Here is a 20,517-nt window from a genome sequence, read left to right on the forward strand (position 1 = left end):
ATGTGAAATGTTTACGATAAATGAAAATTACCTGAAACTGCCGGGAAGCTATCTGTTTTCCGACATTGCGAAGAAAATTGCGGCATATCAGCAGGAAAATCCGGAAAAAGAGATTATCCGGCTGGGAATCGGAGACGTGACGCAGCCTTTAGCGCCGGTCATTATTCAGGCTCTGCACAGTGCGGTGGAGGAAATGGCTCACGGGGAGACCTTTCACGGTTATGCCCCGGATAAGGGATATGGGTTTTTAAGAGAAGCCATTGCCAAAAATGATTTTCAGGACAGAGGATGCCGAATTGACGCAGATGAAATCTTTGTGTCAGACGGCGCCAAGTGCGATTCCGGAAATATTCAGGAAATCCTTGCTTTGAACAACAAAATCGCTGTCTGCGATCCTGTGTATCCGGTGTATGTGGACACCAACGTGATGGCAGGGCGCACAGGCGGCTACAATCCCAAGACGCAGAATTTTGACGGTATGATTTACATGCCCTGTACAGCCCAAAACGGTTTTGTGCCGGAATTTCCAAAGGAAACGCCGGATGTTCTTTATCTCTGTTTTCCAAACAATCCTACAGGAGCTGCAGTAACAAAAGCACAGCTGCAGGAATGGGTGGACTATGCCAACAGAAACGGAATTCTCATTATCTATGACGCGGCTTATGAGGCTTACATTACCCAGGAAGAAGTGCCTCACAGCATTTACGAATGTGAAGGCGCGCAGACCTGTGCCATAGAGCTTCGCAGCTTTTCCAAGAATGCGGGATTTACAGGGGTGCGTCTGGGATACACGGTTGTTCCGAAAGAATTGAAGTCCGGGGAGATTTCTCTGAATGCTCTGTGGGCAAGACGCCATGGCACGAAGTATAACGGCGCGCCTTATATTGTACAGAAAGCAGGGGCAGCCGTGTATACAGAAGAAGGAAAAGCCCAGGTGAAAGAGCAGGTGGCTTATTACATGCGGAATGCACATGCCATTTACAATGGCCTGAAAAAAGCGGGTTACACCGTATCCGGCGGTGTCAATGCCCCGTATGTATGGCTGAAAACACCGGGAAATACCACTTCATGGGACTTTTTCGACCAGCTTTTAAAGACGGCAAATGTGGTAGGCACACCGGGAAGCGGATTCGGAGCCCATGGAGAGGGATATTTCCGTCTCAGCGCCTTTGGTACCTATGAAAATACGCTGGAAGCCATTGACAGAATCACGAAAATGTAATCCCTGCTTTTCAGACGGAACGGTTTGTGTTAAGCTACCTTTATAGTATAGAGAACAATAAGGAGGCAGCTATGGATATTAATCAGTTTCAGGAGAAATTAAAGGATATACAGACCTTAGCCATGCAGAATGGAAAAAAGGTTCACACAGAGTTGGTAGAGCAGTTTTTTGACGAACCGGGCATGGATAAGGACAAACTGCAGAAAGTGTATGATTTTCTCGAAGTCCAGGGAATCTATGTGGAGGGATACAGCAAAAGCCGTCCTAAAGAAGCAGAGGCAGATGTTCCGGCGGAAATTCTGGCGCTTACCCCGGAGGAAGAAGCCTTTCTGGAGGAGTACCTGGAGGGCTTTGTACTTCCAGGTCAGGCGGAAAAAGAAGCTGTTTTAAAGGCGCTGAAAGCAGGCGGAGACTATGAAGCAGAAGAACTGCTGCGCTGTCTGCAGGAGGATTTGATTCAGGCGGCAAAGGAATTGAACTGTCGGGAAATCTTTTTCGGAGACTTGCTGCAGGAGGGCAACATGGGGCTTCTTATGGCTGTCAAAAGCGCAGAAGAACAGGAAAATCTTGCCAAGTGGCTTCTGGAAGAGGCCAGAAGTACCATGCGCCTTTTTATTGAAGACCAGACACAGCAGAAAAAAGAGGACAATATTCTGGTGGAAAAGGTGCGGAATCTGGAAACAAGGGTGAAAGAACTGACAGAAGACGAAAATGTGAAATACAGTGTGGAAGAACTGGCGGCCTTTCTGGACATGGATCCGGAGGAGATGGAAGCCGTGATTAAGCTGACCGGAGACGATAAATAAGCGGTTTATTCTTTTTTTATAGAATAAACATGTTTTCTTCATTGCATATTATCTTTGAAAGACGTATAGTTGATATAACAAGAATAGCACAGCAGATTTTTGTGTCTGCCATGTGCTGAAACGGAGGAGATAGAAATGGACGTTGAAGAAAAAAAGAAACCCCAGCCGCCGAAGAAACCGCTGCTGTTCTGGTATGCGATTATTCTGGTGGCTTTGATGGTCATTAATTTATTTATTACCCCGGCCATAGCGGAGAAAAGTATTAAACAGGTATCCTATGATAAATTTCTGGAAGATTTGGATGATGGAAAAATCAAAGAAGTAAATCTGGAATCCGATACAATTTATTATTCCCTGGAGAGTGAAGACAAGAACGGAAAAGAGCAGATTTGCAAGACCGGACGTATTGCGGACGGACAGGAGGTAGAACGTCTGCAGGAGGCGGGCGTAAAGTTCTCCTCTGAGATACCGAACAGAGCCAATCCTCTTGTGAGTTTTTTGATTTCCTGGGTACTTCCTTTTGTATTTATCTGGTTTGTAGGCGGCTGGTTTATGAAACGGATGATGAAAGGTATGGGAGGCGCCGGAGGTCCGGGCGCTATGACATTCGGAAAGAGCAATGCCAAGATTTATGTGAAATCCTCTACGGGAATTAAATTTTCAGACGTAGCGGGAGAGGATGAGGCGAAAGAACTTCTGACCGAAATCGTGGATTACCTTCACAACCCTGAAAAATACAGAGAAATCGGCGCTTCTATGCCGAAGGGCGCACTTCTTGTAGGCCCTCCGGGAACCGGTAAAACTCTTCTGGCAAAAGCCGTTGCAGGAGAAGCCAATGTGCCGTTTTTCTCCATTTCCGGTTCTGAATTTGTGGAGATGTTTGTGGGTATGGGCGCTGCCAAGGTAAGAGATTTGTTTAAGCAGGCCAACGAAAAAGCCCCCTGTATTGTGTTCATTGACGAGATTGATACCATTGGTAAAAAGCGTGACGGCAGCGCCATGGGCGGTAATGACGAGAGAGAGCAGACCCTGAACCAGCTTCTGACCGAGATGGACGGATTCGACGGATCTAAGGGTGTTGTGATTCTGGCTGCGACCAACCGGCCGGATTCCCTGGATGCGGCCCTGCTTCGTCCCGGCCGTTTTGACCGGAGAATTCCGGTGGAACTTCCGGACTTAAAGGGAAGAGAAGAAATCCTGAAGGTACATGCAAGAAAAATTAAGATTTCCGATAATGTAAACTTCCACGAAATTGCAAAGGCAGCTTCCGGCGCTTCCGGCGCAGAGCTGGCCAATATTGTCAATGAAGCGGCGCTTCGGGCTGTTCGTGACAGAAGAAAATTTGCCACACAGGCGGATATGGAAGAGAGTATCGAAGTGGTAATTGCCGGTTATCAGAAAAAGAGCCGTGTGCTGTCTGAGAAGGAAAAGCTGATTGTTTCCTATCACGAAGTGGGCCATGCGCTGGTAGCCGCTTTGCAGACCAATTCCGCCCCGGTACACAAGATTACCATTATTCCCAGAACGTCAGGCGCTCTCGGCTACACCATGCAGGTGGATGAAGGTGAGCACTTCCTGATGTCCAAAGAGGAACTGGAGAATAAGATTGCAACCTTTACAGGCGGAAGGGCGGCAGAAGAGCTTATCTTCCACTCCGTAACCACAGGTGCGTCAAATGATATTGAGCAGGCAACCAAGATTGCCAGAGGCATGATTACCCGCTTCGGTATGAGCGATGAATTTGATATGGTGGCTATGGAGAGCATGTCCAATCAGTATCTGGGCGGTGACAGTGCCCTGGCCTGCTCCTTTGAGACACAGACTTTGATTGACAAGAAAGTTGTGGAACTGGTTAAAAAACAGCATGATAAGGCCTATAAGATACTGGAAGATAACATTGCGAAACTCCATGAACTGGCGAAATTCCTGTATGAGCACGAAACCATTACCGGAGAAGAATTCATGAGAATTCTGGAAACGAAGCCGAGAATCGGTATGAGTGAACCGGAAGAGACAGAAAGCAGTGAAGTTTCTGAAGAGGCTGCGGAAGAAGAATAGAGCTAAATTTATTATAGGAAAAGCGGGGACTATCGTACGAATATTCGTGTGGTAGTCCCTTTTCTATAGGCGAAAGGTTTTGTGTCCGCTAAAAATAGTAAGAAATTTTACATTAAAATGAGAAAAAACACCTATTGAGCCATCCCAGGCAAAATGCTAAAATGACCTTATCATCAATGGTTTATGTAAAGGAGAAGGACAATGATTCAGAAATACAAGTTTGGAAAGCCTTTTGAAACAGAGGCGGTTGTGCGGGACATTCCCTGTGCGGAAGGAATGCCGAAGTACGGAAACATCAATCTGGAAAAAGGATTTCGGTTTACTTACGAAATGCAGGAAAAGGACATGGTGTATGGGCTGGGAGAGGCGAACAGAGGCATCAATAAGCGTGGTTTTGTTTACATAAGTAACTGTACCGATGACCCGGAGCACACAGAAGACAAAAAGTCTCTGTACGGCGCGCACAATTTTATTATCGTATCCGGGGAAGAAACCTTTGGTATGTTTGTGGATTACCCGTCTGCTTTGACTTTTGACATTGGCTATACACAGCAGAACCGTCTGGATATCACCTGTGAAGATGCGGATTTGTACCTTTATATCATAGAAGGAACTTCTGCCTACGATATTGTGAAACAGTTCCGTAAAATCATCGGACGAAGCTATATTCCTCCGAAATTTGCTTTTGGTTTCGGACAGAGCCGCTGGGGCTATAAGACAGCAGAGGATTTCCGTGAAGTGGTGAGACAATACAGAGAAAATCACATTCCTATGGATATGCTGTACATGGATATTGACTACATGGAATCCTTCAAAGACTTTACAGTAAATAAAGAGAATTTCCCGGACTTCAAGGCATTTGTGGATGAAATGAAAGCCCAGGACATCCATTTGATTCCCATTATTGATGCCGGGGTAAAAATTGAGGATGGATATGATATCTACGAAGAGGGAAAAGCCAAGGGGTATTTCTGTAAGCAGGAAGACGGCAAAGAATTTGTAGGAGCCGTATGGCCGGGCTGGACCCATTTTCCGGATGTGCTGAATCCAGAGGCAAGAGAGTGGTTTGGCAGTAAATATGAAATTCTGACTTCTCAGGGAATCGAAGGCTTTTGGAATGACATGAATGAGCCGGCAATTTTCTACTCTGAAAAGGGTGAAAAAGAACTTCGGGACATGGTAGACGCTTATGCAGAGGACAAGAGCCGCGGCACTTACGGCATTACCGAGAAACTGCAGCACTTGAGCAATGACCCGGAGGACTATCGCAGCTTTTATCACAAGGTAAAGGGAGAGAGAGTCCGTCATGATAAGGTGCACAATCTTTTTGGCTATAACATGACCCGTGCAGCAGGAGAGGCCTTTGAGAAAATTGCGCCGGATAAGAGAATTCTCATGTTTTCCAGAGCTTCTTACATTGGTATGCACCGCTATGGCGGTATCTGGACAGGAGACAACAAATCCTGGTGGTCTCATCTGCTTCTGAATCTGAAAATGATGCCCTCCTTAAATATGTGCGGTTTCCTGTATGCAGGTGCGGACTTAGGCGGATTTGGGGCAGACGCCACAGCGGATTTAGTGCTGCGCTGGACAGCCCTTGGAGTATTTACACCTCTTATGCGAAACCATTCTGCCCTGGGAACCAGAGAGCAGGAAAGCTACCGCTTTGGAAATGCAGAAGATTTCCGCCATGTAATTGGTGTGCGCTATCGTCTGGTGCCATATCTGTACAGTGAGTACATGAAAGCTGCGCTGCAGGATGATATGTACTTTAAGCCGCTGGCCTTTGTGTATCCGGAAGATACACGGGCGCGGACTGTGGAAGACCAGTTGATGCTGGGAAATGAAATCATGATTGCACCTGTTTACACGCAGAATGCAGACGGACGCTGTGTCTATCTGCCGGAAGAAATGATGTTCGTGAAATTCATGCCGGACGGCAGCATCCATGAAGAGATACTGGAAAAAGGACATCACTATGTAGAAGTGGCGCTGAACGAAGTACCGCTGTTTATCCGCAAAGGAAAATGCATTCCTGTGGCTGATGTGGCAGAAAGCGTCAGCCGGATTCGGGAAGACAGTATTCAGTATGTGGGATACGAAGGGGCGTCCTATGAATTGTATGAGGATGATGGAGTGAGCCGGATTTAGAGAAAAAGGTGAAAACATAGAAAAGGCTGTCGTAGGAAAGCGGCGGCCTTTTCTATGTTTATAAAAATCGTTGTCCTAGAAAATTTCTTTGCTTATTTTTTCAATCACTTCACTTGTAGCTTCATAGACACCTGGGAAGGTACTGATACCAAGTCCCTGGGTCAGACATGGAATAAAGTATTTTGTACCGTTTTCCTGGCAGACCCTGCGAACTTCTTTATCTACCAGTTCCGGCGTCCAGTCGGGTCTGTCGATGGAGGCACTGTCAATACCGCCCATAAAAGTTATCTGACCTCCGTATTTTTCAATCAGTTCCGGAATGTTGTTGGAACTCATAGTTCCCTGCCAGATATCAATCCCCATATCAATCATGTATGGAACCAGTGTTGCAGCGTAAGAATCACTGTGGTGGATAATCAGTTCTACTCCATGAGATTTATAATAGCCGTAAATCTTTTTGTAAGAAGGCAGAATAAATTCCTCAAACATGGCAGGAGAAATAAAGGTTGAAGTCTGGCTGCCCCAGTCATCATGATGAAAAATGGCGTCTGGCTTTATGTATCTGCAGATTTTTTCCGCATACTGCAGTTCCCATTCCGTGAGGTAGTCAATGAGCTCCTGGGTAGCTTCCGGTTCCTCATAAAAATTCATCAGACAGTTCTGGATTTCCTGCAGATGATGACACTGCTCAAAAATACCAGGTGCTATGAACTGAGTAACAAAATATTCTTTTCGGTCAATTTCCTCTGCAGCTTTGATATAAGGTTCCCATTCAGCATCAGAATAATCCAGCCGCGGTGCGTGTACATAATTTTTCCAGTCTGTAATATCCTTGCATACGATGTGTTCCTCATCGTGAATAGGGAAACCGCCCGGCGTACCTTCCGGCCATACATTGGTTACACCCCAGGCATTTTTCATAGGACCTTTCCCATATTCCGGTGCCGGGTTATTTACCGTATAAGGATTATTCATAAGCATAGCCAGTGCTTCATACTGATTTACATAACGGTCCGGTTTCCCGCCCCGGACGGTTTCTAATAAGTTTTGCCTTTTTGTGAGCATACGCAATACCTCTTTGTGACCGGGTACATGAACTGTACCCGTATAATCTCATAAAGGGCTGTTGGTGGACCAGCTCCTTCTTGCCTGACCTTATGATAACAGGAAAGGCGGCAGTCTGTAAATCCGTATAAATAAGGTAAAATCCTTTTAGTATTGCGACACTGTGTAGGAAACCCTACATTTCCTCATTATCCAGAAGGCGGAAGGACAGATTCAGATAAAACAGTTCGTCCGGGTCTTCCAAATCCGTTTCCAGAATACTTTTAATTCGCTCCAGACGGTACAGAAAGGTACTCCGGTGGATAAAGAGAGCCTTGGCGCTTTGAACAGTATTCAGATTGTGTTCCAGATAGACACGCAGAGTTTTCATGTATTCCGTATTCTGCAGTTTGTCGGATTTTTGTAAATCCAGTAATTTCTCGTAACAGAGCATATGGCCGGGAAAAGTTTTTACGGACTGCCGGAGAATATAAGGCAGGGCAATCTGGTTAAAATGATGAATCCAGAGCTGGGGACGGATTTCCAGCCCCAGAGTCAGGGCGGTGAGACCCTGCAGATACTGCCTGCGCAGATTCATGTGCCCGCACATGGAACGGCTGTATCCGGCTTTTAACATACTGTCCCGGATAAAATATACAAGTCCCCGGAAAATGTCTTCCGCTTCCATTTTTAATAGTGTTTCGTTATAGAAGCTTACCACATATTCCTTGAAAACAAGACTGCAGGAAGCGGGAAATTTATTTTTGATATACTGGCATATGGTATTCCCGTTCAGGGAAGACGGCCCTTCTGTCTGAATGACGGAGCACAGATAGGTATGCTCTGCCAGCCAGCCCACATTGGTGAGCAGATGGCTGATACCCATGTAATCGGCAGTGCGGTCCGATAAAACGCTCTGAAAAATAGATTGCAGAGTCGTACTGCGGGAAGAGGATTCTGACTGCATACGGTGCAGAATGTACTCTGCGTGATGAGCCAGAATGGTAATCAGATACCAGTCTGCATCTGTGAGAGGCGTTCCGTTTTCGAGAATGGAGAGCTGGTATGCCGGTTTTTCATCCAGAAACAGGCGGATGTTCAGAGAACGGTGTCCGGTAAGATAGGCCGGAAAGAGGAAAGGCTTTGGAGAAGCGTCCTCCAGATGAAAATTTTCGTCCTGAATCAATGCGTGAATATAATCCAGACGGAGCGTATGATTTTCAAATATCTGCTGTTCTTCGGGAAGCTGGGAAAGTCCCCGGTGGGCCACCAGAGAAAAATCCATATTCATAATGCACAGAGGATTTTTAAATACGGGCTGGGAGATTTCCAGTAAATCGGACAAGGAACCATTCTGATGACAAATGGATACCAATTGCCCTTCCCATTCTTCATAGTAATCAAAAATAGACTGGATACAGTTAAATACATGAATAACTGAAGTATGGCAGGACAGCAGCAGACAGGAAAAACGACCCTCCGGGAGATGGGAGGTCTCATTTTTCTGGCAGATAATCAGCACGGCATCCTCTGGTATGGATGAAAAAACATCCAGGTCTAAAATAGCGTCTGTGAGATAAATATGGTTATTTTTAAACCCCTTGTCTGCCTCAAAGAAAAAGGGACGGGCAAGGGGTTGGTTTTTGGATAAAAGCCGATAGTCAGCAATGTGAAATTGTTCCTTCAAATTTTGATATAGTAAAATAGAGGTAAGCTGCAAAGTAAAATTCTCCCCCTTTCCTCAGACAATAAAGGTTTTTGCCAGTTCTGCCGCGTCGACAGCGGATTCTGTGTAAGCGTCAGCGCCGATATGCTCAGCAAATTCTTTTGTCACGGCGCCGCCGCCGCGTTTTATAGTGTTTTACAATGGTCTGGAGGAACAGCCGGACAGGAAAATCTTAAGACTGTCTGATTTGTATACTATAAAAGAAGAATACAGTCTGGAGCTGAAAGCAGTTATGCTGAATGTAAACAGCGGGCACAACAAAGAGCTGATGAAAATGAGTCATACCTTGTGGGAATACGCGGAATATACGGCGAGAGTGAGGAAACACGCGGAGGAAATGGAACTGGCCGAGGCAGTAGAGAGAGCCATAGAAGAGTGTATAAAGGAAGGGATACTGAAAGAATTTCTGGAGAAGAATCGAGTGGAGGCGAAGAGCATGAGTATATTTGAGTATGACCAGGAAAAGCATATGAGGCAGGAGATGGAAGAAGCCTGGGAGGAAGGAAAGAAGGAAGGAAAGCGAGAGTTGCTCTGTAAACTGATACAGAAGAAGATACAGAAAGGAAAAACTACGGCAGAAATCGCAGAGGATTTAGAAGAACCGGAAGAGGTCATAGCGGAAATTTTGCAAGATTCAAACTGCTCTTTATCTAAATAAAACAAAAGAGGAGTGTTGAGAAATTTGCATAAAAAGTGAACGAAAAACAACGGAGAAAATGCAAAAATAATTTTGACTATATTAGCGCGTTGAAGTGCGAAAAGTCAAAAGGGAGAAGTGCTGCCAAGGGTATTGTTTTGGGGATTTAAAGGTGCTATGATTAGGAATCGTAAAGAGAAACTTTTAAATATGCAAAGAAAAAGAAAAGAGGCAATGCTATATGGCAGCAAAAGAAAATAAAACAGAGGGAAAGAAGAGTTTTAAACAGAAATTTCATGATTATTGTATGAGACAGTCCTTGATTGCACCTTTTGGACTGAATGACAAAGAAGATAAATATTACCACAGCATTTTTAACTTTACAAAATAGGAAGAGTAAAAATGACGAAAAAGAAGAGGTTTGTGTGCAGAACACAGTCTCTTCTTTTTTTGCGGTTAAAAACAGTGGAAATGTGGGAATGTCTTGAATCCAGCCGGAGACATGGGGTATAATGTCTCTTACGACCATGAAACAGACAAAAGAGGGGGATTGTGATGAAAAGTACATGGAGACAAAAGCTGATAGGAGACAAAAGTTTTTATAAGATGGTGCTGCTCATAGCCGTACCGATTATGATTCAGAATGGTATTACGAATTTTGTAAGTCTTCTGGACAACATTATGGTGGGTCAGGTCGGGACAGAGCAGATGACCGGTGTGGCCATTGTCAACCAGTTGATTTTTGTATATAATCTGTGCATTTTCGGAGGGGTTTCCGGTGCGGGGATTTTTACAGCACAGTTTTTCGGGCAGAAGGATGATGAAGGCGTGGCAAATACCATGCGGTTTAAACTTTACATGGGAGTAATTCTGACGGGAATTACGATTCTGCTGTTTCTTACTTTTGGGGAATCGCTCATTCAGATGTATTTAAACGGAAATCAGGACGGAGGAGATGTGGCTGCCGCACTGCGCTATGGAAAAGAATATCTGAGAATTATGCTCATAGGTCTGCCGCCGTTTATGCTGGTGCAGGTTTATGCCAGTACACTGAGAGAGTGCGGAAGAACTGTTACACCTATGAAGGCAGGTATTGTGGCTGTGATAGTGAATCTGGTATTTAATTATTTTCTGATTTACGGTAAATTCGGATTTCCAAAGCTGGGTGTGGCGGGAGCCGCAGTTGCAACCGTGATGTCCCGCTATGTGGAGGCTTTTATTGTAGTGGGCTGGACACACAGGCACAGGGAAATCAATACCTATATTTCAGGTCTGTATAAGACTGCAAAGATACCGGGATATCTGGTGAAAAGGATTCTGATAAAGGGAACGCCGCTGCTGCTGAACGAGACTCTTTGGGCGGCGGGCATGGCTATTCTTTTGCAGTGTTATTCTGTCAGAGGCATGAACGTAGTTGCCGGAATGAACATTTCCAATACGATTTCTAATTTGTTTAATGTGGTATTTATTGCTCTGGGAGATTCTGTGGCTATTGTGGTGGGACAGCTTCTGGGGGCAGGCAAAATGGAAGAGGCAAAGGACACAGACAGAAAGATGATAGCCTTTTCTGTAGCCTGCTGTACTCTTATAGCGCTGGTCATGCTGGCCATTGCACCGCTGTTTCCACAGCTTTACAATACCAATGCCCAGTCCAGGGAATTTGCGAAATATTTTATTATGGTGACAGCCGTGTTTATGCCGCAGAATGCCTTTTTGCATGCCGCTTATTTTACCCTGCGTTCCGGAGGGAAGACGATAGTTACCTTTTTCTTTGACAGCGTGTTTATATGTTGTGTAAGTGTACCTATTGCGTATTTGCTGGGACATTTTACAAATTTGTATGTGGTGTATATTTTTATTGCTGTACAGCTTGCAGATATCGTGAAGTGCTTTATTGGATTTATTTTGGTGAAAAAAGGTGTCTGGCTGCAGAACATTGTAGAAGTATAAAAGAAAAACAGGGAATCCCTGACAGTATGACGTAGAAAGAATACGTCCGGCTGTCAGGGATTTTTTTATTTTACTGCGCTGTCTTACAAAAATTTTACCATGATTTTTGAAAACTGTGGTAGTTTCCAAGACGTATTCCCGTTAAACTAAAACCCGGACTTAGCGTTAAAGAAGTAAAATATGAGAAATTGTAATGGAGTTTTAAGGGAGGAAGAAATCGGTGTCGGGAATTGCATTAAAGAATGTCTGCAAGATGTATGACGGTGCACATTATGCCGTAAAAGATTTTAACCTGGAAATACAGGATAAAGAATTTGTAATCTTCGTAGGTCCTTCGGGTTGTGGGAAATCCACTACGCTGCGTATGATTGCGGGACTGGAGGAAATCAGCGACGGAGAGTTATGGATAGACGGGGAACTGTGCAATTATTATGAGCCCGGAGAGCGGGGGCTTTCCATGGTTTTTCAGAATTATGCCCTGTATCCCAATATGACGGTTTATGGAAATCTGGCTTATGCCTTGAAAATCAGGAAAATACCGAAAAAGGAAATTGATGAAAAGGTACATAAGGTGGCGAAAACATTAGAAATCGAGCATTTGCTGGACAGAAGGCCGGCGGCGCTCTCCGGGGGACAGAAGCAGAGGGTGGCAATCGGAAGTGCCATTATCCGAAAACCAAAAGCTTTTCTCATGGATGAACCCCTGTCTAATCTGGATGCCAAGTTAAGGGCGCAGATGCGTATTGAACTGGCTAAGCTGCACAAAGAACTGGAAACTACAGTAGTCTATGTAACCCACGATCAGACGGAAGCCATGACTCTGGGCAGCAGAATTGTGGTTATGAAGGACGGTGTGGTGCAGCAGGCAGATACCCCTCAGAATGTGTACAATTCTCCATCAAATCTTTTTGTGGCAGGCTTTATCGGATCTCCTTCCATGAATTTTTTGGAGGCCTGGGTGTCTGTGGAAGACGGCAGAACGGTGCTGTACCCCGGAGGAAGTGAACTGGGCAAAAAGGTTTATCTGGACGGAGAAAGAGGAGAGCTGGTAAGACAGAAAGAAAACGGAAAGAAAGTGATTCTGGGTATTCGTCCGGAGGATATTTACGAATATGAAGAGGCTGTGGAGAAGGGATTTGCCCAGAACTGCCAGGGCCTGGAGGAAACGGTGGTAACCAGGGAAATGCTGGGGGCAGAGGTGATTCTTTACTATGAGTCCCAGGAAAGGACCCATGCGGTAAGGCTCAGCCCGGAAAATCAGACCCAGACAGGGGAAAAGATTACTCTTTACTTTGATACAGAGAAAATCCATGTTTTTGATATGGAAACAGAAGAAAATTTATTTTACAGGGAGGATGTGCAGGCATGAACACGGGAAAAAAGAAGAAAATAAATCTTGCGCCTTACGGCTATCTTCTTCCATGTATGGCAGTTTTTGCGGTATTTCTGTTTTATCCGTTTTTTAAGACCATTTACCTGAGTCTTTATAAAACCAACAAAATGGGAGAAGCAAAGCTGTTTGTGGGTCTTGGCAATTATACAGAACTGCTCAGTTCTGCTTCCTTTCGGAACAGCTTAAAGGTAACACTGATATTTGTGGTGATTGTGGTTCTGGGAAGTATGCTTTTGGGGCTGATTGCGGCAGTTCTCTGCAACAAGGCATTTCCGGGAATTCGGTTTTTCAGTACGGCGTATGCATTGCCTATGGCCATTGCGTCCAGCTCTGCAGCCATGATTTTCCAGATTATGCTTCATCCTTCTGTGGGCATTGTGAATAAGCTGCTGGGGCTTGATATTAACTGGCTGAATGACCCTAAAACAGCCCTTTACTGTGTGGCTATTCTCACCGCATGGCTCAACAGCGGTATTAATTTCCTGTATTTTTCCGCAGGGCTTGGAAACATTGATGAAACCATTTACGAAAGAGCTTCTGTAGACGGTGCCAGCGGTGTGCAGCAATTTTTTACACTGACGCTGCCGGGACTTTCCCCGATTATGTTTTACACTCTGGTAGTAAATATTATTCAGGCGTTCCAGTCTTTTGGACAGATTAAAATTTTGACAGAAGGCGGACCAAATGAGAGCACGAATGTCATTGTGTATTCCATTTACCGTGACGCTTTCTTTAACTACAGATTTGGAAGTGCGGCGGCTCAGTCTGTTATCCTGTTTTTCATTGTAATGCTGATTACGCTGGTGATGTTCCGCATAGAAAAGAAAGGAGTGAAATACTCGTGATACAGAGCGAAAATCTGGTTCTGGAACATCCGGAACAGAAAAATTCTATATCGAAAGAACAGCTTCTGGAATTGAAGCGTCAGATGAACAGCAAGGCTTTGGCTAAGCGCAGAGCCCGCACAGGACTGCGGGTGACGGCCAATTTTGTTTTGGCTTTTGTGGTGCTGCTGCCTCTTTTATATGCGGTGAGCATTGCATTTATGCCCTCCGGCGAACTGTTTACCATGGATTTGAATTTAGTTCCCAAAAATCCAACCTTCAGCAATTTTAAAGACGCCATGACCAATGTACCTTTGCTTCGTTTTATTTTAAACTCTTTTATCATGGCGGGGTGTATTACCCTGGGTCAGATTGTGACCTGTTCTCTGGCTGCATTTGCCTTTTCCTTTCTGGACTTTAAGGGAAAGGGCGTACTCTTTATGATTGTTATGGCGACCATGATGGTTCCCGGAGAGGCAACGATTATTTCCAACTATCTGACGGTGGGAAATCTGGGGATGCTGGACACGTATTCTGTATTGATTGTACCTTATCTGACATCAGCAATGGGGATTTTCCTGTTCCGTCAGTTTTATATGACCTTTCCGATTTCCCTGTATGAATCTGCCAAGCTGGACGGCTGCGGCAATCTGAGATTCATTGTGCGGATTTTGATTCCGCTTACCAAGTCGGCAATCGGAGCTATGGCGGTTTACACGTTCATTAATGCATGGAATATGTATATGTGGCCGCTTTTGGTAACAGGTTCAGACCAGATGAGAACAGTACAGATTGGTATTAGTATGCTGAACAGCATTGATTCCCAGTCCATTACCCTGATGATTGCAGGTGTGGTAATTGTAATTATTCCGTCCATTTCTATTTTTATCGTAGGACAGAAACAGCTTATCAGAGGCATGTTCTCTGGAGCAGTCAAAGGCTAAAAAGCAAAAAAGGAGAAACGTAAATGAAGAAAAAATTGATTTCGGCACTTTTAATCGGAGTAATGTCCATGAGCGCTCTGGCAGGCTGCGGAAGCGGAAAAAGCCTGGAAGAGACACCGGCGGCAACGGACGGCAGCGACAGCCAGAAAACAGAAAGTACAGACGAGGAATTTTCCATGGCAGACGCAAAAGATGTAAGCGGAACAGAAATTTCTTTCTGGCATTCTATGGGCGGTGTCAACGGACAGGCGATTGATGCATTGGTAGAGAAATTTAACGAAGAAAATGAATATGGCATTACAGTAAACGCGCAGTATCAGGGAGAATATGACGATTCTCTGAACAAATTAAAAAGTGCGCAGATTGGAAATATGGGAGCGGATTTAGTGCAGGTGTATGAAATCGGAACCAGATTTATGATCGAATCCGGCTGGATTACTCCTATGCAGAATATGGTAGATGCAGACAATTATGATTTGTCTCAGATTGAACCAAACCTGGCAGCTTACTACACCATTGATGATGAGTTGTATTCTATGCCGTTTAACTCTTCTACTCCGATTATGTATTACAACAAGGATATGTTCGAGAAAGCCGGTATTACAGAGATTCCGGACAGCCTGGAAGCCATTGAGGCGGTAGGAGATAAGCTGTTGTCCGACGGCGGTGCAGGGGAAGTGATGTCTCTGAGTATTTACGGCTGGTTCTTTGAGCAGTTTATGGGCAAACAGGGGCTGGAGTATGCCAATAATGGAAACGGAAGAGAAAAAGCAGCTACAGCGGTAGCTTTTGATGAAAACGGCGGTGCAAAGAATATTCTGACCGCTTGGAAATCTCTGTATGATAAGGGATTTGCACCAAATGTAGGAAAAGGCGGAGACGCAGGACTGGCTGATTTCTCAGCAGGAAAGTCCGCAATTACTTTAGGATCTACCGCTTCTTTAAAGCAGATTCTGCAGGATGTAAACGGCAAGTTTGAAGTGGGAACCGCTTATTTCCCGAAAATCAAATCCAGCGATGAAGGCGGTGTATCCATCGGAGGCGCTTCTCTTTGGGCGCTGAACAATGATGACCCGAAAAAGACAAGAGCGACCTGGGAATTTGTAAAATTCCTGATTTCCCCGGAATCTCAGGCATACTGGAATGCACAGACCGGTTACTTCCCTGTTACAACAGCGGCTCAGGACGAGCAGGTGTTTAAAGACAATGTTGCAAAATATCCACAGTTCCAGACAGCCATTGACCAGCTGCATGATTCTTCCCCGGAATACACAGGCGCATTGCTCAGCGTGTTCCCGGAAGCAAGAGCAACGGTGGAATCTGAGATTGAAAATCTGCTAAATGGCAACGAAGATGTGGACGGTGCAGTGAAAAACATGGCAGATGCTATTAACAAGTCCATTGAGGAATATAATCTTGTAAATGAGTAAGAAAGAACAGGGTGAAGACCAGATGACAAAAGTATTTGCACACAGAGGCGCCAGCGGCTATGCTCCGGAAAATACGCTGGAAGCCTTTGCTCTGGCCGGGGAGCAGGGCGCTCAGGGAATCGAACTGGATGTGCAGCTGACGAAAGACGGCGAAGTGGTGGTTATTCATGACGAAACCATTGACCGGGTCAGTACCGGAAAGGGTGCAGTCCGGGATTATACACTGGAAGAATTGCGGAGATTTTCTTTCCATAACCACAAAAAAGAGTATGAGGGCGTGCAGATTCCTACGCTAAGAGAAGTTTTGGAACAGGTAAAGCCCGGCGGCATGGAGGTCAATATTGAACTGAAAACCGGTATTTACTGGTATCCGGGGCTGGAAGAGAAGACGGTAGAATTGGTAAAGGCAGCCGGTATGGAAAATAGAGTGATTTATTCTTCTTTTAATCACTACAGTGTACAGAAAATACTGGAACTGGATGCGGAGGCAGAAACGGCCTATCTCTACAGCGATGTATTGTTAAATGTGGAAAACTATGCAAAAAATACCGGGGTATGTGGACTGCACCCGGCAGTGTATCATCTGAAAATGGCGGATTTTCTGGAAAGCTATCGAAGAAGCGGCTTGAAAGTCCGGGTGTGGACGGTAAATGACGAGGCGGATATGAGGCAGTTCATAGAAAAGGATTTAGAGGCTGTGATTACCAATTATCCGGACAGGGCTCTGAGGGTGAGAGATGAAGTGAATCAAAAATAGATAAGACAGCTGAAACTCATGTGAGGACATGGTTTCAGCTGTTTTATGAATGATTGTTTCGCCTGTTTACAATGGTCAGCAGCCGGAATAGCTGCATGAGTGAAACCGCAAGAGCGGCCACATAGGTCAAAGCCGCTGCGGTAAGCACTTTTTTGGAGCCATAAATTTCATCGGATGTGAGGATTCCGCAGGTTTCAATGGCCCGGATAGCCCGTCTGCTGGCATCAAATTCTGTGGGTAGCGTAAAAAGCTGAAAGAGGGTGGAAAGCCCGAAACAGGCAACACCCACATAAGCCAGTGTGCCCATAGAAGAACCGGAACCGGCAAAGAGCAGTCCGATTAGAATCAGGGGCATAGCCAGCTTGGAACCCAGGTTTGTAACGGGAATAATAGCATTTCGCAGCCTGATAGGCGCATAGTTCTGCGCATATTGAATGGCATGTCCGGCTTCGTGGGCAGCGACACCGATAGCAGCAGTGGAAGTCTGATGATAGACACTGTCTGAAAGCCGTATGACGTTATTTCTGGGGTCATAGTGGTCGGTGAGGCTACCGCTTACTCTCTCGATTCTTACGCTGTAGAGCCCATTGGCGTCCAAAACCCGTCTGGCAGCATCATAGCCGGTCATATTCCGCATGGAGTACTGTGTGGAGTAGCGGCGGAAGGTGCTGTTGACATGGGAACTGGCCCACATGGCAAAGAGAACAGCAGGAAGTACATAAACCACATAAGAATAATCTATAAACATTTCTTTCATCTCCCGTAAGATAATCTATAATCAGTATACTACGCCAAAAAAAATTATATGCAAGAAAAAGAATATAAAAAATTATAAAACTTATAGAAAAAATTAGACAAATCAAAACCGCAAATTTTGTTTGATTTTACAAGATTGAAATTCAAAAGCAAGTGTGGTAATGTATTTATACAGATTATCGGAAACGTTACCGATATCGTTACCGGAAACACAGAGAAAGGGATAAAAGGAGAAGAGAGATGAGAGCAAGCGGAATATTACTTCCTGTTTCGGCACTTCCGTCACAGTATGGAATCGGCAGTTTTTCAAAAGAAGCCTATGAGTTTGTCAATCAGTTAAAAAGGGGAGGACAGCATTACTGGCAGATTCTGCCTCTGGGTCCCACAGGATACGGAGATTCCCCGTACCAGTCCTTTTCTACTTATGCAGGCAATCCATATTATATTGACCTGGAAACGCTGGCAGAAGAAGGACTGCTTACCAAAGAGGAATGTGAGGCCTGTGATTTTGGGAGTCATGCTTCTTATGTGGATTATGAGAAAATTTATTACGGAAGATTTGATATTTTACGGAAAGCCTTTGGAAGATTTGAACCGGGGGAAGATTTTGCGCAGTTTGTAAAAGAGAATGCTTTCTGGCTGGAAGATTACAGTCTCTATATGGCTGTGAAAAACAGTTTGAACGGGGTGAGCTGGAGTGAGTGGGAATCTGACTTAAAGGGAAGAAATCCTGATGTGCTGGAACAGAAGAAAGAAGAACTGGCAGAAGAAATACAGTTTGTCCGTTTTCAGCAGTATGAGTTTCTGAAGCAGTGGACAAAGCTGAAAGCTTATGCAAATGAGCAGGGGATTAAGATTATTGGAGATATTCCCATTTATGTTGCCTTTGACAGTGCGGACGCATGGGCAAATCCGGAGCTTTTCCAGTTTGATGAAGATTGCACACCTCTCGCAGTGGCAGGCTGTCCGCCGGATGCTTTTGCGGCTACGGGACAGCTTTGGGGGAACCCGCTGTATCGCTGGGATTATCATGAAAAAACAGGATTTGTCTGGTGGATTCAGAGATTGAAATATTGTTTTAAACTTTACGATGTGGTGAGAGTAGACCATTTCAGAGGATTTGATGAATATTATGCGATTCCATATGGAGATAAGACTGCAGAATATGGAACATGGCAGCAGGGCCCGGGAATGAAACTGTTTGAGGCTGCAAAAAGGGAACTGGGCCAAGTAGATATTATTGCAGAGGATTTGGGTTATCTGACAGAGAGTGTGTTAAAACTGGTAAGAGATACGGGTTATCCGGGCATGAAAGTGCTGCAGTTTGCCTTTGATTCCAGGGAGGAGAGCGATTATCTTCCGCACAACTATGAGAAAAACTGCGTCGTATATACAGGAACACATGACAATAATACGGTGCTGGGCTGGCTGGATGAAATGTCTCCCAAGGACAGAGCCTTTGCACAAAAATATATGAATTATGCAGATAAAGAGAAAAAAGATTTGCCATGGGATTTTATTCGGCTTGCAATGGCATCTGTAGCGAATCTGGCGGTGATTCCGATTCAGGATTATCTGTGTCTGGGCAGCGAGGCCAGAATCAACAAACCCTCCACTCTGGGAACAAACTGGAAATGGCGACTGCGGCCCGGAGAACTTACAGATGAGGTTCTGGAAAAGATGTACGATATGACAAAACTTTACGGAAGACTCTCGTAAGGGGAAATGGGAGGAAAATACCGTAATGGGAAACATGACGATAAAAGACATAGCAAAGAAATGCGGGGTTGGTGTCAGCACAGTATCCCGTGCTATGAACAATCATCCGGATATCAATCCGGAAACAAAGGAAAAAATTTTAAAAACCATTGCCCAATCGAACTATGTGCCCAATAACAGTGCACGAAATCTGAAGCGTACCGATACCAAAGCCATTGCTGTGCTGGTCAAGGGCATAGGAAATACCTTTTTCAGTGATTTGGTCAGCGGGCTGGAGAGAGAATGTCAGCACATGAATTACAGCTGTATCCTGCAGCATGTAGAGGAGCAGGAAGATGAACTGGATATTGCCCTGCACATTACCAAAGAGAAAAAACTGCGGGGACTGGTCTTTTTAGGAGGAAACTTTTCCCACCCAAAGGAGAAAATGGAGCAGTTGGAGGTGCCTTATGTGCTGAGTACGATTCGTACCTCAGATATGGAAGACAAAAAATATGCGGCTGTTTCGGTAGATGACTTTAAAGAAAGTTATAAGATGACAGAATATCTGATCCATCTGGGACACAAAAAAATTGCCATTCTGACTGCACCAAAAGAGGATAAGAGTATTGGAAAGCTGCGTCTTTTGGGGTATCAGAAGGCATTAAGAGATTATGGGATTCCGTATTCTGAGAAGCTGGTGAGTTATATGGACGCAGAGGAGGACAGATATTCTTTCCGTTCCGGCTATAAGCTGACCAGGCAGCTTTTAATGGATACAGAGTTTACGGCTTTGTATGCGACGTCAGATACGATGGCGATTGGAGCCTGCAGAGCTTTGAAAGAGGCAGGAATTTCGGTTCCGGGGCAGTGCTCTGTGGCAGGATTTGACGGTATGGATACCGGGGAATTTTATATACCCAGTATTACCACCATACGCCAGCCGGTGGAACAAATAGCAAAGGCTACGGCGGATTTGCTTTTTGATATGATAAATGGGAAAGAGAAGCCCAGACAGTTGATTTTTGAAGGAGAACTGGTAGAAAGAGAATCTACCATTCCCCCTGCAGACAAAGAAAAGCAAAGTTCAAATGGAACAATGAAACGTGAAAAATAACACA

Annotated in this window: 17 protein-coding genes; 14 read left to right on the forward strand and 3 right to left on the reverse strand. The window is 44.9% G+C overall.

What is annotated here, in order from left to right; genetic code table 11:
- Positions 1–7 precede the first annotated feature (7 nt).
- From WBS51_RS07760 to WBS51_RS07775, 4 genes are all read left to right on the forward strand, one after another.
- Positions 8–1,222: an LL-diaminopimelate aminotransferase gene (locus WBS51_RS07760; RefSeq protein ID WP_173749347.1), complete on the forward strand. Its 1,215-nt coding sequence runs from the start codon at positions 8–10 to the stop codon at positions 1,220–1,222.
- 71 nt (positions 1,223–1,293) lie between these two features.
- Positions 1,294–2,028 carry an RNA polymerase subunit sigma-70 gene (locus tag WBS51_RS07765; RefSeq protein WP_173749346.1) on the forward strand — a complete coding sequence of 245 codons (735 nt, stop codon included), beginning with the start codon at positions 1,294–1,296 and terminating at the stop codon, positions 2,026–2,028.
- Between the two features lie 135 nt (positions 2,029–2,163).
- Positions 2,164–4,086, forward strand: a complete 1,923-nt coding sequence (gene ftsH / locus WBS51_RS07770; RefSeq protein ID WP_173749345.1) for an ATP-dependent zinc metalloprotease FtsH — start codon at positions 2,164–2,166, stop codon at positions 4,084–4,086.
- Between the two features lie 201 nt (positions 4,087–4,287).
- Entirely contained in the window at positions 4,288–6,237 is a 1,950-nt protein-coding gene (locus tag WBS51_RS07775; RefSeq protein WP_173749344.1) for a glycoside hydrolase family 31 protein, read from the forward strand.
- A 75-nt stretch (positions 6,238–6,312) separates the two neighbouring features.
- Here the strand turns inward: WBS51_RS07775 and WBS51_RS07780 are convergent, their stop codons facing one another.
- Together WBS51_RS07780 and WBS51_RS07785 are read right to left on the reverse strand one after the other, a co-directional pair.
- Entirely contained in the window at positions 6,313–7,302 is a 990-nt protein-coding gene (locus WBS51_RS07780; protein ID WP_173749343.1) for a uroporphyrinogen decarboxylase family protein, read from the reverse strand.
- Between the two features lie 175 nt (positions 7,303–7,477).
- Complete coding sequence (locus tag WBS51_RS07785; protein WP_302702762.1) at positions 7,478–8,968, reverse strand: PucR family transcriptional regulator; 1,491 nt, start codon at positions 8,966–8,968, stop codon at positions 7,478–7,480.
- A gap of 226 nt (positions 8,969–9,194) precedes the next feature.
- On the opposite strand from WBS51_RS07785, the gene WBS51_RS07790 reads away from it, so the two are divergent.
- The 8 genes from WBS51_RS07790 to WBS51_RS07825 all read left to right on the forward strand — a co-directional run bounded on the left by WBS51_RS07790 (position 9,195) and on the right by WBS51_RS07825 (position 16,942).
- Positions 9,195–9,665 carry a hypothetical protein gene (locus tag WBS51_RS07790; RefSeq protein ID WP_302229248.1) on the forward strand — a complete coding sequence of 157 codons (471 nt, stop codon included), beginning with the start codon at positions 9,195–9,197 and terminating at the stop codon, positions 9,663–9,665.
- A gap of 220 nt (positions 9,666–9,885) precedes the next feature.
- On the forward strand, positions 9,886–10,035 hold the full coding sequence (locus WBS51_RS07795; RefSeq protein ID WP_173749340.1) for a glutamyl-tRNA amidotransferase: 150 nt from the start codon (positions 9,886–9,888) through the stop codon (positions 10,033–10,035).
- Positions 10,036–10,199: 164 nt separating this feature from the next.
- On the forward strand, positions 10,200–11,594 hold the full coding sequence (locus WBS51_RS07800; RefSeq protein WP_226853594.1) for an MATE family efflux transporter: 1,395 nt from the start codon (positions 10,200–10,202) through the stop codon (positions 11,592–11,594).
- 253 nt (positions 11,595–11,847) lie between these two features.
- Entirely contained in the window at positions 11,848–12,963 is a 1,116-nt protein-coding gene (locus tag WBS51_RS07805) for an ABC transporter ATP-binding protein (protein WP_180211130.1), read from the forward strand.
- The gene (locus WBS51_RS07810; protein WP_173749338.1) at positions 12,960–13,832 is read left to right on the forward strand and encodes a carbohydrate ABC transporter permease; all 873 of its coding nucleotides are present in this window, start codon (positions 12,960–12,962) and stop codon (positions 13,830–13,832) included. The genes WBS51_RS07805 and WBS51_RS07810 overlap by 4 nt, the downstream gene beginning before the upstream one ends.
- 83 nt (positions 13,833–13,915) lie before the next feature.
- Positions 13,916–14,755 (forward strand): ABC transporter permease subunit, encoded by an 840-nt coding sequence (locus WBS51_RS07815; RefSeq protein WP_173749367.1) that lies wholly within the window; start codon positions 13,916–13,918, stop codon positions 14,753–14,755.
- Between the two features lie 23 nt (positions 14,756–14,778).
- Positions 14,779–16,185, forward strand: a complete 1,407-nt coding sequence (locus tag WBS51_RS07820; protein ID WP_173749337.1) for an ABC transporter substrate-binding protein — start codon at positions 14,779–14,781, stop codon at positions 16,183–16,185.
- A gap of 22 nt (positions 16,186–16,207) precedes the next feature.
- Positions 16,208–16,942, forward strand: coding sequence for a glycerophosphodiester phosphodiesterase (locus tag WBS51_RS07825; RefSeq protein ID WP_173749366.1), 735 nt, complete (start codon positions 16,208–16,210; stop codon positions 16,940–16,942).
- A 43-nt stretch (positions 16,943–16,985) separates the two neighbouring features.
- Here WBS51_RS07825 and WBS51_RS07830 read toward each other — a convergent pair whose 3' ends face one another.
- The gene (locus WBS51_RS07830; protein WP_173749336.1) at positions 16,986–17,690 is read right to left on the reverse strand and encodes a zinc metallopeptidase; all 705 of its coding nucleotides are present in this window, start codon (positions 17,688–17,690) and stop codon (positions 16,986–16,988) included.
- A gap of 248 nt (positions 17,691–17,938) precedes the next feature.
- Between WBS51_RS07830 and malQ the strand changes: the two genes are divergently transcribed.
- Positions 17,939–19,417, forward strand: coding sequence for a 4-alpha-glucanotransferase (malQ, locus tag WBS51_RS07835; RefSeq protein WP_173749335.1), 1,479 nt, complete (start codon positions 17,939–17,941; stop codon positions 19,415–19,417).
- Between the two features lie 25 nt (positions 19,418–19,442).
- Complete coding sequence (locus tag WBS51_RS07840; RefSeq protein WP_173749334.1) at positions 19,443–20,513, forward strand: LacI family DNA-binding transcriptional regulator; 1,071 nt, start codon at positions 19,443–19,445, stop codon at positions 20,511–20,513.
- Positions 20,514–20,517 lie beyond the last annotated feature (4 nt).

Source organism: Blautia acetica (assembly GCF_038739805.1).
Classification (GTDB): domain Bacteria; phylum Bacillota; class Clostridia; order Lachnospirales; family Lachnospiraceae; genus Blautia.

What these genes read in the sequence shown, in the direction of transcription:
- WBS51_RS07760 (WP_173749347.1), top strand. Translation starts at nt 8, where the DNA reads ATGTTTACGATAAATGAAAATTACCTGAAACTGCCGGGAAGCTATCTG.
- WBS51_RS07765 (WP_173749346.1), top strand. Translation starts at nt 1,294, where the DNA reads ATGGATATTAATCAGTTTCAGGAGAAATTAAAGGATATACAGACCTTA.
- ftsH (WP_173749345.1), top strand. Translation starts at nt 2,164, where the DNA reads ATGGACGTTGAAGAAAAAAAGAAACCCCAGCCGCCGAAGAAACCGCTG.
- WBS51_RS07775 (WP_173749344.1), top strand. Translation starts at nt 4,288, where the DNA reads ATGATTCAGAAATACAAGTTTGGAAAGCCTTTTGAAACAGAGGCGGTT.
- WBS51_RS07780 (WP_173749343.1), bottom strand. Translation starts at nt 7,302, where the DNA reads ATGCTCACAAAAAGGCAAAACTTATTAGAAACCGTCCGGGGCGGGAAA.
- WBS51_RS07795 (WP_173749340.1), top strand. Translation starts at nt 9,886, where the DNA reads ATGGCAGCAAAAGAAAATAAAACAGAGGGAAAGAAGAGTTTTAAACAG.
- WBS51_RS07800 (WP_226853594.1), top strand. Translation starts at nt 10,200, where the DNA reads ATGAAAAGTACATGGAGACAAAAGCTGATAGGAGACAAAAGTTTTTAT.
- WBS51_RS07805 (WP_180211130.1), top strand. Translation starts at nt 11,848, where the DNA reads ATGTATGACGGTGCACATTATGCCGTAAAAGATTTTAACCTGGAAATA.
- WBS51_RS07810 (WP_173749338.1), top strand. Translation starts at nt 12,960, where the DNA reads ATGAACACGGGAAAAAAGAAGAAAATAAATCTTGCGCCTTACGGCTAT.
- WBS51_RS07815 (WP_173749367.1), top strand. Translation starts at nt 13,916, where the DNA reads ATGAACAGCAAGGCTTTGGCTAAGCGCAGAGCCCGCACAGGACTGCGG.
- WBS51_RS07820 (WP_173749337.1), top strand. Translation starts at nt 14,779, where the DNA reads ATGAAGAAAAAATTGATTTCGGCACTTTTAATCGGAGTAATGTCCATG.
- WBS51_RS07825 (WP_173749366.1), top strand. Translation starts at nt 16,208, where the DNA reads ATGACAAAAGTATTTGCACACAGAGGCGCCAGCGGCTATGCTCCGGAA.
- WBS51_RS07830 (WP_173749336.1), bottom strand. Translation starts at nt 17,690, where the DNA reads ATGTTTATAGATTATTCTTATGTGGTTTATGTACTTCCTGCTGTTCTC.
- malQ (WP_173749335.1), top strand. Translation starts at nt 17,939, where the DNA reads ATGAGAGCAAGCGGAATATTACTTCCTGTTTCGGCACTTCCGTCACAG.
- WBS51_RS07840 (WP_173749334.1), top strand. Translation starts at nt 19,443, where the DNA reads ATGGGAAACATGACGATAAAAGACATAGCAAAGAAATGCGGGGTTGGT.